12 protein-coding genes and 1 pseudogene are annotated in these 13,418 nt (G+C 62.7%); 8 read left to right on the top strand and 5 right to left on the bottom strand.

The window, feature by feature from the left end; all coding sequences use genetic code 11:
* Positions 1-137: 137 nt before the first annotated feature.
* Together ACP7E3_RS29940 and ACP7E3_RS29935 are read right to left on the bottom strand one after the other, a co-directional pair.
* A pseudogene (locus tag ACP7E3_RS29940) lies at positions 138-1,220 on the bottom strand (HAMP domain-containing protein); the annotation flags it as partial.
* 132 nt (positions 1,221-1,352) lie between these two features.
* Positions 1,353-2,243 (bottom strand): bestrophin family protein, encoded by an 891-nt coding sequence (locus tag ACP7E3_RS29935; protein WP_017847896.1) that lies wholly within the window; start codon positions 2,241-2,243, stop codon positions 1,353-1,355.
* A 180-nt stretch (positions 2,244-2,423) separates the two neighbouring features.
* Here ACP7E3_RS29935 and ACP7E3_RS29930 point away from each other — a divergent pair, with 180 nt between their 5' ends.
* Both ACP7E3_RS29930 and ACP7E3_RS29925 read left to right on the top strand, forming a co-directional pair.
* Complete coding sequence (locus ACP7E3_RS29930; protein ID WP_017847895.1) at positions 2,424-2,687, top strand: hypothetical protein; 264 nt, start codon at positions 2,424-2,426, stop codon at positions 2,685-2,687.
* Positions 2,684-3,439: a Fic/DOC family protein gene (locus tag ACP7E3_RS29925; protein ID WP_017847894.1), complete on the top strand. Its 756-nt coding sequence runs from the start codon at positions 2,684-2,686 to the stop codon at positions 3,437-3,439. The genes ACP7E3_RS29930 and ACP7E3_RS29925 overlap by 4 nt, the downstream gene beginning before the upstream one ends.
* A gap of 44 nt (positions 3,440-3,483) precedes the next feature.
* Here ACP7E3_RS29925 and ACP7E3_RS29920 read toward each other — a convergent pair whose 3' ends face one another.
* Entirely contained in the window at positions 3,484-3,783 is a 300-nt protein-coding gene (locus tag ACP7E3_RS29920) for an ArsR/SmtB family transcription factor (protein WP_032804674.1), read from the bottom strand.
* Positions 3,784-3,872: 89 nt separating this feature from the next.
* Between ACP7E3_RS29920 and ACP7E3_RS29915 the strand changes: the two genes are divergently transcribed.
* Positions 3,873-4,964, top strand: coding sequence for an NADH:flavin oxidoreductase/NADH oxidase (locus tag ACP7E3_RS29915; protein ID WP_126589593.1), 1,092 nt, complete (start codon positions 3,873-3,875; stop codon positions 4,962-4,964).
* A 180-nt stretch (positions 4,965-5,144) separates the two neighbouring features.
* On the opposite strand, the gene ACP7E3_RS29910 is transcribed toward ACP7E3_RS29915, so the two are convergent.
* Together ACP7E3_RS29910 and ACP7E3_RS29905 are read right to left on the bottom strand one after the other, a co-directional pair.
* Complete coding sequence (locus tag ACP7E3_RS29910; protein WP_017847891.1) at positions 5,145-5,867, bottom strand: FadR/GntR family transcriptional regulator; 723 nt, start codon at positions 5,865-5,867, stop codon at positions 5,145-5,147.
* Between the two features lie 47 nt (positions 5,868-5,914).
* Entirely contained in the window at positions 5,915-7,651 is a 1,737-nt protein-coding gene (locus ACP7E3_RS29905) for an IlvD/Edd family dehydratase (protein ID WP_017847890.1), read from the bottom strand.
* Positions 7,652-7,844: 193 nt separating this feature from the next.
* Here ACP7E3_RS29905 and ACP7E3_RS29900 point away from each other — a divergent pair, with 193 nt between their 5' ends.
* From ACP7E3_RS29900 to ACP7E3_RS29880, 5 genes are all read left to right on the top strand, one after another.
* A complete protein-coding gene (locus ACP7E3_RS29900; RefSeq protein ID WP_017847889.1) occupies positions 7,845-9,167 on the top strand; it encodes an MFS transporter in 1,323 nt (440 codons plus the stop codon).
* Between the two features lie 15 nt (positions 9,168-9,182).
* Positions 9,183-10,175, top strand: coding sequence for an AraD1 family protein (gene araD1 / locus ACP7E3_RS29895; protein WP_046383885.1), 993 nt, complete (start codon positions 9,183-9,185; stop codon positions 10,173-10,175).
* A gap of 11 nt (positions 10,176-10,186) precedes the next feature.
* Positions 10,187-11,767 (top strand): aldehyde dehydrogenase (NADP(+)), encoded by a 1,581-nt coding sequence (locus tag ACP7E3_RS29890; RefSeq protein WP_057006023.1) that lies wholly within the window; start codon positions 10,187-10,189, stop codon positions 11,765-11,767.
* A gap of 36 nt (positions 11,768-11,803) precedes the next feature.
* On the top strand, positions 11,804-12,667 hold the full coding sequence (locus ACP7E3_RS29885; protein WP_046383883.1) for an SMP-30/gluconolactonase/LRE family protein: 864 nt from the start codon (positions 11,804-11,806) through the stop codon (positions 12,665-12,667).
* Between the two features lie 161 nt (positions 12,668-12,828).
* Positions 12,829-13,418: substrate-binding domain-containing protein (locus ACP7E3_RS29880; RefSeq protein WP_426125293.1), on the top strand; the 590-nt coding region annotated here is incomplete at its 3' end.

Genomic DNA, 13,418 nt, shown 5'->3' with positions numbered 1-13,418 from the left:
ACCAGCTCCACGGCTTCACGTTGGCGACCGGCGGCCTGGTTCAGGTTGTTGGCCACTTCGCGGGTGTCGGCGGCGGCGCTTTGCAGGTCGGAGGATGCGCTGCCGATGCGCTGTACCAACTGGGCGATCATGCCCAGGAACTGGTTGAACCAGCCGGCCAGGCTAGCGGTTTCGTCCTTGCCTTGCACCTTGAGTTGGCGGGTGAGGTCGCCTTCACCTTCGGCGATTTCTTGCAGACCGTCGGCGACCCCGCGAATCGGGCGCACGATCATGCTGGCGAAGCTCGCGCCGACAATCGCGAAGACCACGGCGAGTACCGCTGCGATGGCTGCGATCAGCCAGGTCAGGCGGGTGGCGTCGGCCATGACTTCGTCGCGCTTGATCAAGCCGATAAAGCGCCAGCCCAGGTCTTTGGAGCTGACCACGTTGGCCATGTAAGCCACACCATCAATATCCACTCGGGTCACGCCGTCACCGCGCTTGGCCAGTTCGGCGTAGTTGGCGCCGAGTTCGGTCATCGGCTTGAAGTTGTGCTTGGCATCGCTGGGGTCCACCAGCACGTTGCCGTTGGCTTCCACCAGCATCAGGTAGCCGCTGTCGCCCAGCTTGATGTTGCGCACCAGTTCGGTGAGCTGCTTGAGCGAGACGTCCAGGCCGACCACGCCGAGCAGGGTGCCGCTGGCGTCGACCACGGTGTGGACCGTGCCGATCAGCACCACATCGTCCGGCGCCCAGTAATAGGCCCCGGTCCGCACGGTGGTGCCCGGAGCGGCCACGGCGGCTTTGTACCAGGGGCGTACACGCGGGTCGTAGTTGTTCAGTTTGGTGTCGTCAGGCCAGCTCGCATAACCGCCGTCGCTCAGGCCCAGGGACAGGTAGGCGGTGCTTGGATGGCTTTTGGCGAACTGCTCGAATATCGCCAGCAGCTCTTTATTCGTTGGCGTCAGCGGGATTTGTGCGGCGTCGGCACCGGCGTAGTTCTTCAGCTCCTTGGCCGCGACAACGCGAGGGTCTTTGGCCACGTACTCGACGTTCTGGCTGATGCCGTCGAAGAACTGCTTCATGCCGTTATCGATCTGGCGGATCTCGCGGCCGCTGCTGTCGAGGAAATTGGCCACAGCCGCCTCGCGCAGGTTCAGCACCACCAGCACCGCCACCAGGATAACCGGCACGCACGCGATGGCCGCAAACGCCCAGGTCAGCTTTTGCTTGATATTCATGACTTCTCCCGCGGGTATTTATAGTTTTGGCAAGGGGAAAACAGTAGCGTCGCATGTATTGTTATGAGGGGTGCGCCCATGCGTACCCCTTATATCGACCGTCGGGGCACGCACTTGAGGCCGTGGAGGCGTTCAGCCGATACGGTTGCCGCCCAGCGCATCGCGCTGCATCGACTGCAGGTTGTTCTCGATGGTTTCGCAGATGGTTTCCATCTGGATCTGATGTTCGCTGGAATGAAACGGGCTTTGCAGGTCGGTGCCGATGCGCTCGATGGCCAGCAGCATGAAGCCCACCACCGTGGAGGCCAGCGGGGTGAACCAGCCCAGGGATTCGACCAGGCCCACCGGCACGATCAGGCAGAACAACGAAATGAACAGGCGCGGGAAGTACACGTAAGGGTAGGGCAGCGGGGTATTGGCGATGCGTTCCATGCCGCCCTGGGCGTTGGACAAATCCACCAGCGTCGACTCCAGCCGCGCCAGGCGGATGCTGTCCAGGTGCCCGGCCTTGTATTCCCTGGCCAACAGCGCCGCCGAGCCGGTGAGGATGTCATTGGCGAAATTGTTGGTGGCGCCGTTGCGCGCAAATTCCTCGGCCGGGATAAATGCCCGCACCTCGTCCGGGCACGGCCGGCCCTTGAGATGGGCGGCCAGGCAGTTCACATAGGCCACATGGCGGCGCAACAGGGTGGCCTTTACCGGGTTCACGTCGTTGCCGAGGTCATCCAATAGCGTCAGCACCTGCCGCGCGAAACTGCGCGAATTGTTGACCATCGCGCCCCATAAGGTGCGCGCTTCCCACCAGCGGTTGTAGGCGCTGCTGTTACGAAAACTGATCAGCACCACCAGCGCTGAGCCGAGCAAGGTCAGGGGCATCAGCGGCAGGTTGATCTTGGTGGTGAGAAACAGCATGAAGTCCACGGTGACGGCGACGTCCCACAGCAACAGCCAGAACAGGGCCCAACCGACATAACCCATGGTTTTGATGATCAGGCGGTATTTTTTGACGATGGCGGCTTTCAAACGGAGACCTCGCGGCGAGCGGTAAGCAACAGTGCCTAAGCTCGGACGTTGGTTTGCCGTGAAAGGTTCGGTGAAGGAGGGCGGTACACCGGATCAAATCAATGATTGCGCCCGTCGAGCTGGGTAGAGAGCAAGGACCACCACCATGCTATGCTCGAAAAGCTAACAGAGGGATTCCAAATGACGAGTACAACCGATGTCAGTATTGCCAGCAAAGTGCGCAGGCTGGCTAAAGCGCATCATGTCACCGCTGAACGTGACAGCATCAGCCGAATGGCGGTTGCCATCACCGGACTGGCTGGTGATGCGGTCGAATTGGATGGTGTGGAACAGTTATTGGTCAACCTTAAGCGCAAGGGTATTTTGAGCAAGTCGGAAACCCTTGCACTTCAAGGCAGTTATCTTCAGGAGAAGCGCCGCGCCAAGAAGAAACTCAGCGCATGAGTTTTGATCCTTTCGGAGATTTTGATACCGCTGGATATCTTCAAAACGCGTTACAGCTTAAAGATCCTATGGAGGTCAAGGAGTCTGAGCATCTGTCCTTTGAGTTGAGCATGGAAGATGCACTGGGTTATTTGGCCAAGAAAAAACCGATTGATTACAAGTCGGTCCTCAAAGTACACGAAATCTTGTTTTCTGATTTCTATCACTGGGCGGGTAAAGATCGAAATGATCTGGTGCCGCATCTTGCCGTATTCAAGGGTTCCCACGACGATCCTTGGCATACTGTCTTTGAACATCCTGGCTCGATCAAGCGCTCCATTGACTATGCGCTTGAACTGGCGTCGAACAAGAAGCGCTTCAGAGAGCGTCCTGGCGATGTGATGGGGCAACTAGCATTTGCGCACCCTTTTCTTGATGGTAATGGGCGCACGATTCTGCTTGTTTTCATGGAGCTTTGTTATCGCGCCAAGTTCGCCATTGAGTGGTCGAAAACGAACAAGGACGATTATCTTCGGGCACTTAGCGAAGAGCTCAGGGCACCGTTCAAGGGGCATCTGAATAATTACTTGAAACCCTTTGTCGTCGATATTGCCCACCGTGATGAATGGCCGGGGATGATAGGTGGCATCAAGGGATTGGATGGCCTGGATAAAGAAGGGATAACTTACGAAAATCTGGACGATCCTGAGGTTCAACAGATCTACAAAACCTATCGAGCACAACTGATCGATACGCCCCCGTCCGCAAAATAGAGCAGTGACGTAATACGCTCGGATCGCTGTCCTGATCCTATCGTTTACCGCTGAGCCAGAACACTCGCCAGCAACCCGGGAAAACGCGCCTCAAGCACATCCGCGCGCAACGAATTCAGATGCGTGGTGCCGACGCTGCGGGTGTGGACCAGCCCGGCATCGCGCAGCACGCGGAAGTGGTGGGACATGCTGGATTTCGGCCGTCCGCCGTCCAGTTCGCCGCAGGTGGCCTCGGGCACGTCGGCCAGGTAGCGGATGATTTCCAGGCGCACCGGGTCGCTCAAGGCGTAGAGCACGCGTTCGAGTGTCAGGTCTTGCAGGGCGGGGTGTTTGAAGGCTCGCATAAAACAAATGATAACAGGGCTGGTGTTGAATACCATAGTTCGAATACCATCGAACTATCGAATCAATCACTCGCTCCTGGAGGTGCCTGATGGCTGCCTTGTTTGAACCCTACAAACTCAAAGACGTGACCTTGCGCAATCGCATCGCGATCCCGCCGATGTGCCAGTACATGGCCAACGATGGCATCGTCAACGACTGGCACCACGTTCACCTGGCCAGCATGGCCCGTGGCGGCGCCGGTTTGCTGGTGGTCGAAGCCACCGCGGTGTCTCCTGAAGGCCGTATCACTCCCGGTTGTGCAGGTATCTGGAGCGATGCCCACGCCCAGGCGTTCGTGCCGATGGTCAAGACCATCAAGGCTGCTGGCGCGGTGCCAGGCATTCAGATCGCCCACGCCGGCCGCAAGGCCAGTGCCAACCGCCCATGGGAAGGCGACGACCATATCCCCGCTTCCGATGCGCGCAGCTGGGAGACCATTGCGCCTTCGGCCATTGCGTTCGGCGCCAACCTGCCTAACGTGCCGCGCGCCATGACCCTGGACGACATCGCCCGCGTGCGCCAGGACTTCGTCGACGCCGCCCGCCGTGCCCGCGACGCCGGTTTTGAATGGATCGAACTGCACTTCGCCCACGGTTACCTGGGCCAGAGCTTTTTCTCCGAACATTCCAACCAGCGCACCGACGCCTACGGCGGCAGCTTCGACAATCGCAGCCGTTTCCTCCTGGAAACCCTGGCCGCGGTGCGCGAAGTCTGGCCGGAAAACCTGCCGTTGACCGCGCGTTTCGGCGTGATCGAATACGACGGCCGTGACGAGCAGACGCTGACCGAATCCATCGAACTGGCCCGTCGCTTCAAGGCCGGTGGCCTCGACCTGCTGAGCGTCAGCGTCGGCTTCACCATTGCTGACACCCAGATCCCGTGGGGCCCGGCGTTCCTGGGGCCGATCGCTGAGCGCGTGCGTCGCGAAGCCGGCATCCCGGTCACTTCGGCCTGGGGGTTTGGCACGCCGCAATTGGCGGAAGGTGCGTTGCAGGCCGGGCAGGTGGATTTGGTCTCGGTGGGGCGCGCGCATCTGGCTGATCCGCATTGGGCGTACTTTGCCGCCAAGGAACTGGGGGTAGAGAACGCCTCCTGGACCTTGCCAGCGCCGTATGCCTATTGGTTGGAACGCTATCGCTGAGGCGGCCGCTCAGCCCGACCTGTGGGAGATGTCACACCGATGCCGGCAGGCCCGCCGCCATCGAAGCCTCGCTAAAGCTCGACATCTCCCACATTTGATCTCCAGGGCTGACAGAAAGTGTTCTTGCGCCCCGCCTTGCGGGTGCCGTCGAGCCTCACGGTTGTCGAGCGAGGGTGGGGCTTATAACGGCGTCAGCACATTCATCACCGTATCCAGCGCCACCCGCGTGTCGTCCAGTTGCACCAGCGAGGCATGCCGGGCGCCGAGGGCATCGCGGTTCTGGATCGCGGTGAGGATCGCCTTGTGCCGGGGCAGGCTCAGGCCCTGGATATCCGGGCGGCGGTTGGTGATGTTGATCGACTCGCGCAGCGGCAGCGACAGCATGTTGCACATATACGCCAGCAGGTCGTTGCGCGTGGCGTCGGCAATCGCACGGTGGAAGTCCAGGTCGGCCTGTAGCAGCGCGTCGTGGGTCTGCGCGGTTTCCATGCCGAGGTAGGCTTTTTCGATGGTGGCGATGTCTTCAGCGGTCGCGGTGGTCGCGGCCATGGCGGCGATTTCCGGTTCGAGGATGCGCCGCACGCCAGCCAGGGTGTTGAAGAACTCGCTATGGGGGGTGGACTGCATCAACCAGGACAGTACGTCCGGGTCGAGCAGGTGCCACTTCACCCGCGGCCGCACCACCGCGCCTACCCGTGGCTTGGAATACACCAGGCCCTTGGCGCTGAGCACCCGGGTCGCCTCGCGCAATACCGAGCGGCTGACCTTGTACTCCTCACACAGCGTGGCCTCCATGGGCAGTCGTTCTTCTGGCTTGAAGCGACCGGAAACGATGTGCATGCCCAAGTCCTGGACGATCTGGGCATGCATGCTCTTGCGCGGCTTGGACGGCTGGTGATCCATAACGACAGGGATGCTCTGGCTAAATAGGCGGCATCATAGCATCCCAATTAGTGGGAATGACGTGGGACTTCGGCCCCGCGGCAACCCACCAGGAAATCGAAGTCGCAGCCCTGGTCCGCCTGCAGCACATGGTCGATGTACAGCTGGCGATAGCCGCCGACGATCAGCTTCTGCGGTGGTTTCAGGTCAGCCATGCGCGCCGCCAGCTCGGCGTCGGGGATGTCCAGGTGCAAGCGCCCGTTGGCGCAGTCGAGTTCGATCCAGTCGCCTTCGCGCACCGCAGCCAACGGCCCGCCGGCAGCGGCTTCCGGTGCGACGTGCAAGACCACCGTGCCATACGCCGTGCCGCTCATGCGCGCATCGGAAATCCGCACCATGTCGGTCACGCCCTGGGCCAGCAGCTTGGCGGGCAGGCCCATGTTGCCGACTTCGGCCATGCCCGGATAACCCTTGGGCCCACAGTTTTTCATGACCAGGATCGAGTGGGCGTCCACCTCCAGTTCCGGGTCGTTGATGCGCGCCTTGTACATGTCGAAATCCTCGAACACCACGGCGCGGCCACGGTGCTGCATCAGCTCCGCGCTGGCGGCCGACGGCTTGAGCACCGCGCCCAGCGGGGCCAGGTTGCCGCGCAGCACACAGATGCCGCCGTCGGCGCGGATCGGGTTGTCGAGGGTGCGGATCACTTCGTCCTGGCCGTAGATCGGCGAGTCCTTGGTGTTCTCGCCCAGCGACTTGCCGTTGACGGTCAAGGCGTTCGGGTGCGGGATCAGGTTGGCTTCACCGAGCCGGCGCAGCACCGCCGGCAGGCCACCGGCGTAGTAGAACTCTTCCATCAAGAAACGCCCGGACGGTTGCAGGTCGACGATGGTCGGCATGCCGCGCCCGATGCGCGTCCAGTCGTCCAGGTCCAGCTCCACGCCGATGCGCCCGGCGATGGCTTTGAGGTGGATCACCGCATTGGTCGAACCGCCGATGGCCGCGTTCACGCGGATCGCGTTTTCGAAGGCTTCCTTGGTGAGGATCTTCGACAGCTTCAAGTCTTCGCGCACCATCTCCACCGCACGCATGCCGGACATATGCGCCAGCACATAACGCCGTGCATCCACCGCCGGGATCGCCGCGTTGTGGGGCAGGGAGGTGCCGAGTGCCTCGGCCATGCAGGCCATGGTCGACGCGGTGCCCATGGTGTTGCAGGTGCCCGCCGAACGCGACATGCCGCCCTCGGCCGCGAGGAAGTCATCCAGGCTGATGGTGCCGGCCTTGACCTGTTCGCTGAGCTGCCACACCACCGTGCCCGAGCCGATGTCCTGGCCCTTGTGCTTGCCGTTGAGCATCGGCCCGCCGGTGACCACGATGGCCGGCACGTCGCAACTGGCCGCGCCCATCAGCAGCGCCGGGGTGGTTTTGTCGCAGCCGGTCAGCAACACCACGCCGTCGATGGGGTTGCCGCGAATCGCTTCTTCCACGTCCATGCTCGCCAGGTTGCGCGTGAGCATGGCGGTAGGGCGCAGGTTCGATTCGCCATTGGAGAACACCGGGAATTCCACGGGGAAGCCGCCGGCCTCGATCACGCCGCGTTTGACATGCTCGGCGATCTGGCGGAAATGCGCGTTGCACGGCGTCAATTCCGACCAGGTATTGCAGATACCGATGATCGGTTTGCCATGGAACTGATGGTCGGCGATGCCCTGGTTCTTCATCCAGCTGCGGTACATGAAGCCGTTCTTGTCGGCGGTACCGAACCACTGGGCGGAGCGTAGGCCGGGCTTTTTATCAGGCATGATGGTTTCTCTTATTGTATGACTATATGTTCTATGCGTGCTTAAACATAAGCGCAAAATCGAAGCTTTGGAAGAGTTGTTTTGCAAATAGTCCTACTATATAGTCTGGCTTAACTGAGGTATGGCCCTGGCGGATTTTCGCGAGAGGCGTCCCCCGAGCTTCTATAAAAACAACAATCGGAGATCGACCCCCATGAGCCAGGAACTGCGGCTTATACGGCGCATCACGCTGAAACTGATTCCCTTCCTCATCCTGCTGTACCTGATCGCCTACGTGGACCGCTCCGCCGTGGGCTTCGCCAAGCTGCACATGGGCGCCGACGTCGGCATCGGTGATGCGGCCTACGGTTTGGGCGCGGGTCTGTTCTTCATTGGCTATTTCCTGTTCGAGATTCCCAGCAACCTGATGCTCGATCGCTTCGGCGCGCGGCGCTGGTTCGCGCGCATCATGCTCACCTGGGGCGCCATCACCATCGGCATGGCGTTCGTGCAGGGGCCACACAGCTTCTATGTGATGCGCTTTCTGCTCGGCGCGGCGGAGGCGGGGTTCTTTCCCGGCGTTCTGTACTACATCACTCAGTGGTTCCCGGTGCGCCATCGCGGCAAGATCCTCGGGCTGTTCATCCTCTCCCAGCCGATCGCGATGATGATCACCGGCCCCGTGTCCGGCGGCCTGCTGGGCATGGACGGCGTCCTCGGCCTGCACGGCTGGCAATGGCTGTTCATCGTCATCGGCACCCCGGCGCTCCTGCTCACCTGGCCGGTGCTGCGCTACCTGCCGGACGGCCCCAAGCAGGTCAACTGGATGAGCGAGGACGAAAAAACCTGGCTCACCGGCGAACTGGCCAAGGACCTGCAAGCCTACGGCCAGACCCGCCACGGCAATCCACTGCACGCCCTCAAGGACAAGCGCGTGTTGCTGCTGGCGCTGTTCTACCTGCCGGTGACCCTGAGCATCTACGGCCTGGGCCTGTGGTTGCCGACCCTGATCAAGCAGTTCGGCGGCACGGACCTGGTTACCGGCTTTGTGTCGGCGGTGCCGTATATCTTCGGCATCGTCGGGCTGTTGATCATCCCGCGCAGTTCCGACCGTTTGAACGACCGCTATGGCCACCTGGCGGTGCTCTATGTACTGGGTGCCATCGGCCTGTTCTGCAGTGCCTGGCTGAGTGTGCCGGTGCTGCAAATGGCCGCGCTGTGCCTGGCGGCGTTCGCGCTGTTTTCCTGCACGGCGGTGTTCTGGACCCTGCCGGGGCGGTTTTTCGCCGGCGCCAGTGCGGCAGCGGGCATTGCGTTGATCAACTCGGTGGGCAACCTCGGCGGCTATATCGGCCCGTTCGTGATCGGCGCGCTCAAGGAATACACCGGCAACCTGGCTTCGGGCTTGTACTTTTTGTCCCTGGTGATGGTGTTCGGGCTGGTCTTGACCGGCGTGGTCTACCGCGTGCTGGAGCGCAAGCATGTGCTGCCTGCCGAGCAATTTGCCGCCAGTGCCCGTGGCGCCACACGTACTTAATCGAGGAGAAGTTTCATGCGTTTAGTTCAGTTCGAGGTGTCCAACGGCGAGCGCCGGGTCGGTGTGGTGGAGGGCAGCCAGGTGCGCGAAGTGCTCAGCGCCCACAGTGTGCGCGAGTTGGCGCTGGCCGCGATCGAAGCCGGCGTGGGCCTGGTGCAGCAGGTGCAGAGCCTCGGCCTGGGCGACAGTCATCATTACGCCGAGCTGCTGGCCGACCTGAAGATCCTGCCACCGCTGGACCACCCGGACCCGGCCCATATGCTGATCAGCGGCACCGGCCTGACCCACCTGGGCAGCGCGTCGGCGCGGGACAAGATGCACCAGCAGGCCGGTGACGACAGCGCGTTGACCGACACCATGCGTATCTTCAAGTGGGGCGTGGAAGGCGGCAAACCGGCGGCCGGCCAGGCGGGCGTGCAGCCGGAGTGGTTCTACAAGGGCGATGGCAGCATCGTGGTGCGCCCCGGCGCGGCGTTCCCGGTGCCGCCCTTTGCCGAAGACGCCGGCGAAGAGCCGGAGATCGGCGGGCTGTATGTGATCGGCCACGACCGCAAGCCCTATCGCCTGGGTTTCGCGGTGGGCAACGAGTTCTCCGACCATGTGATGGAACGCAAGAACTACCTGTACCTGGCCCATTCCAAACTGCGCAGTTGCAGCTACGGCCCGGAGTTGCGCGTGGGCGAGTTGCCCCGGCATCTTGCGGGCACCAGCCGCATCCTGCGCAACGGCGAGGCGATCTGGCAGAACGAGTTCCTCAGTGGCGAGGCCAATATGTGCCACAGTCTGGAAAACCTTGAGTACCACCACTTCAAGTACAGCCAGTTCCTCAAACCCGGCGATGTACACATTCATTTCTTCGGCACCGCCACCCTGTCATTCGCCGACGGTATACGTACCCAACCGGGCGATGTGTTCGAGATCAGCCAGGCCGAGTTCGGCGCGCCGCTTGTCAATCGCGTCGGCAGTGCCGACGCCGTCTTCGAACCCGGCGACGTCATCACCCTTTAAAGGAGAGCCACATGCCCCAGTTCCTTGGTCACAACTACATCGGCGGCCAGCGCAGCGCCAACGGCAGCCTCAAGCTGCAGAGCGTCGATGCGGCGACCGGCGAAGCCTTGCCCCAGGATTTCTACCAGGCGACCCCGCAGGAAGTCGACGCCGCCGCCAAGGCCGCGGCAGCGGCTTACCCGGCGTACCGCGCCCTGAGTGCATCGCGCCGCGCGCAGTTCCTTGACGCGATCGCCGATGAGCTGGACGCGCTGGGCGATGCCTTCGTCGAACTGGTCTGCCGTGAAACCGCGCTGCCCGCTGCGCGTATCAAAGGCGAGCGCGGCCGCACCAGCGGGCAGATGCGGCTGTTCGCCACGGTGTTGCGTCGCGGCGATTTCTACGGCGCGCGCATCGACAAGGCACTGCCGGATCGCCAGCCGCTGCCACGCCCGGACCTGCGCCAATACCGCATCGGTCTGGGCCCGGTTGCGGTGTTTGGCGCGAGCAACTTCCCCCTGGCGTTTTCCACGGCGGGCGGGGATACCGCCGCCGCGCTGGCGGCCGGCTGCCCGGTGGTGTTCAAGGCCCACAGTGGGCATATGGCCACGGCCGAGCGCGTCGCCGATGCGATCATTCGCGCGGCCGAGACCACCGAGATGCCGGCGGGCGTGTTCAACATGATCTTTGGTGGCGGCGTCGGTGAAGCGCTGGTCAAGCACCCGGCGATCCAGGCGGTCGGCTTTACCGGCTCGCTCAAGGGCGGGCGCGCCCTGTGCGACATGGCGGCGGCGCGTCCGCAGCCGATCCCGGTATTCGCCGAGATGTCGAGCATCAACCCGGTCATCGTGTTGCCCCAGGCCCTGCAGGCGCGGGCCGAAACCGTGGCACGCGAGCTGACTGCCTCGGTGGTGCAAGGCTGCGGCCAGTTCTGTACCAACCCCGGTCTGGTGATCGGCCTCGCGTCGCCGGCCTTCAGCGCGTTCACCCAGCAGGTGGCGCAACTGATCGGCGATCAGCCGGCGCAGACCATGCTCAATGCCGGCACCTTGAGCAGCTATGACAAGGGCCTGCAAAAACTGCTGGCGCACCCCGGCATCCAACACCTGGCCGGTCAGGCTCAAGCCGGGCATCAGGCACGGCCGCAGTTGTTCAAGGCCGATGTCAGCCTGCTGATCGACGGCGATGAAGTGCTGCAAGAGGAAGTGTTCGGCCCCACCACGGTGTTCGTCGAAGTCGCCGACCAGGCCCAGCTCAGCGCCGCCTTGCATGGCCTGCACGGCCAGCTCACGGCGACGATCATCGGCGAGCCGGCCGACCTGCAACAGTTCGCCGAACTCACGCCGCTGCTGGAGCAGAAAGTCGGGCGTATCCTGCTCAATGGTTACCCGACCGGCGTGGAAGTCTGCGATGCGATGGTGCATGGCGGGCCGTACCCGGCGACGTCGGATGCGCGTGGCACCTCGGTCGGCAGCCTGGCCATCGACCGCTTCCTGCGCCCGGTGTGTTTCCAGAACTACCCGGACAGCCTGCTGCCCGACGCGTTGAAAAACGCCAACCCGTTGCGTATCCAGCGCCTGGTGGATGGCACACCGTCACGCGACTCGCTGTAACGCGCACCTGAGAACAATAACAATCCAGGAGGCAACATGTCGTTTCACGCCGTCAGCGCACACCGTGCGCAACTGGGGGAGGGCCCGTTCTGGGACGTGCCCACCCAGGCCCTGTATTGGGTCGACATCGCTGGCAAACAGGCGCTGCGCCTGCTGGACGGGCAGTTGCAGGCCTGGCGGTTGCCGGAGCATGTGTCCGCGTTTATCCCGTGTGAACGCGGCGATGCGCTGGTGACCTTGAGCAGCGGCGTCTACCGACTGGACCTGGCGAGCGCCGCCTTGAGCCTGTTCTGCGTGGCCGACCCGCACGCGGGCAACCGTGGCAATGAAGCGCGCTGCGACGCCCAGGGCCGCCTGTGGCTGGGCACCATGCAGAACAACATCGGCGAGCACGGCGAAGACCTGCCCGTTACGCGACGTTCCGGCGGGCTGTTTCGCGTGGATGCCGATGCGCGGGTCACGCCGCTGCTGCACGGCCTGGGCATTCCCAACACCTTGCTGTGGAGCGACGACGGCCGCCAGGTGCATTTCGGCGACAGCCTCGACGGCACGCTGTATCGGCATGCGATCCAAGCGAACGGCCAACTCGACCCCGCCCAGCCCTGGTTCGGCCCGCATGGGCGCGGCGGGCCGGACGGGTCGGCGATGGACAGTCAGGGCTACATCTGGAACGCGCGCTGGAACGGCAGTTGCCTGCTGCGCCTGACGCCGGACGGTGAAGTCGATCGCATCGTCGAACTGCCCGTCAGCCGCCCCACCAGTTGCGTGTTCGGCGGGCCCGACCTCACCACCCTGTACATCACCAGCGCCGCCAGCCCCTTGGATCACCCCTTGGACGGTGCGGTGTTGGCCATGGAGGTCGATGTGCCCGGCAAACCGTGTCACCGCTTTGCTGGCTGAACGCTATACCGCTTCACCGCTTTACCCCTGTAGGAGCGAGCTTGCTCGCGAAAAACGTTAACGATGACGCGCGCATCCTGAATGCACGCGGCGCTCTCTGGCTTTTCGCGAGCAAGCTCGCTCCTACAAAAAAAAGAAAACAACAATAAGGAGTCAACCGTATGAATCGTCGTCGTGCTATCCGTTCCTTGTGCTGCGCCGCTGTGGCGGTCTCGGCCATCAGCTTGAGTGGGCTGTCGCTGGCCGCTGAAGCAGTAAAAATCGGCTTCCTGGTCAAACAAGCCGAAGAACCCTGGTTCCAGACCGAATGGGCCTTCGCCGAAAAAGCCGGCAAGGAACATGGTTTCACTGTGATCAAGATCGCTGTGCCCGACGGCGAGAAGACCCTCTCGGCCATCGACAGCCTGGCCGCCAACGGCGCCAAGGGCTTTGTGATCTGCCCGCCGGACGTGTCCCTCGGCCCGGCCATTGTCGCCAAGGCCAAGGTCAACGGCTTGAAAGTCATGGCCGTGGATGATCGCTTCGTCGACGCCAAGGGCAATTTCATGGAAGACGTGCCGTACCTGGGCATGGCCGCGTTCGAAGTCGGCCAGAAGCAAGGCGCGGCGATGGCCGCCGAGGCGAAGAAACGCGGTTGGGACTGGAAGGACACCTACGCGGTGATCAACACCTTCAACGAACTCGACACCGGTAAAAAACGCACCGACGGTTCGATCAAATCCCTCGAAGAAGCCGGCATCCCCAAAGACCA

It is taken from the genome of Pseudomonas sp. PSPC2-3, from assembly GCF_049898265.1.
In the GTDB taxonomy this organism is placed as follows: Bacteria; Pseudomonadota; Gammaproteobacteria; order Pseudomonadales; family Pseudomonadaceae; genus Aquipseudomonas; species Aquipseudomonas veronii.
This window is presented reverse-complemented; position numbering and strand designations above follow the sequence as displayed.

Excerpts from the sequence above, each read along its gene's own strand:
- ACP7E3_RS29890 (WP_057006023.1), top strand. The coding sequence starts at position 10,187 with ATGCCCCAGTTCCTTGGTCACAACTACATCGGCGGCCAGCGCAGCGCC.
- ACP7E3_RS29930 (WP_017847895.1), top strand. The coding sequence starts at position 2,424 with ATGACGAGTACAACCGATGTCAGTATTGCCAGCAAAGTGCGCAGGCTG.
- ACP7E3_RS29905 (WP_017847890.1), bottom strand. The coding sequence starts at position 7,651 with ATGCCTGATAAAAAGCCCGGCCTACGCTCCGCCCAGTGGTTCGGTACC.
- araD1 (WP_046383885.1), top strand. The coding sequence starts at position 9,183 with ATGCGTTTAGTTCAGTTCGAGGTGTCCAACGGCGAGCGCCGGGTCGGT.
- ACP7E3_RS29915 (WP_126589593.1), top strand. The coding sequence starts at position 3,873 with ATGGCTGCCTTGTTTGAACCCTACAAACTCAAAGACGTGACCTTGCGC.
- ACP7E3_RS29920 (WP_032804674.1), bottom strand. The coding sequence starts at position 3,783 with ATGCGAGCCTTCAAACACCCCGCCCTGCAAGACCTGACACTCGAACGC.
- ACP7E3_RS29925 (WP_017847894.1), top strand. The coding sequence starts at position 2,684 with ATGAGTTTTGATCCTTTCGGAGATTTTGATACCGCTGGATATCTTCAA.
- ACP7E3_RS29910 (WP_017847891.1), bottom strand. The coding sequence starts at position 5,867 with ATGGATCACCAGCCGTCCAAGCCGCGCAAGAGCATGCATGCCCAGATC.
- ACP7E3_RS29900 (WP_017847889.1), top strand. The coding sequence starts at position 7,845 with ATGAGCCAGGAACTGCGGCTTATACGGCGCATCACGCTGAAACTGATT.
- ACP7E3_RS29885 (WP_046383883.1), top strand. The coding sequence starts at position 11,804 with ATGTCGTTTCACGCCGTCAGCGCACACCGTGCGCAACTGGGGGAGGGC.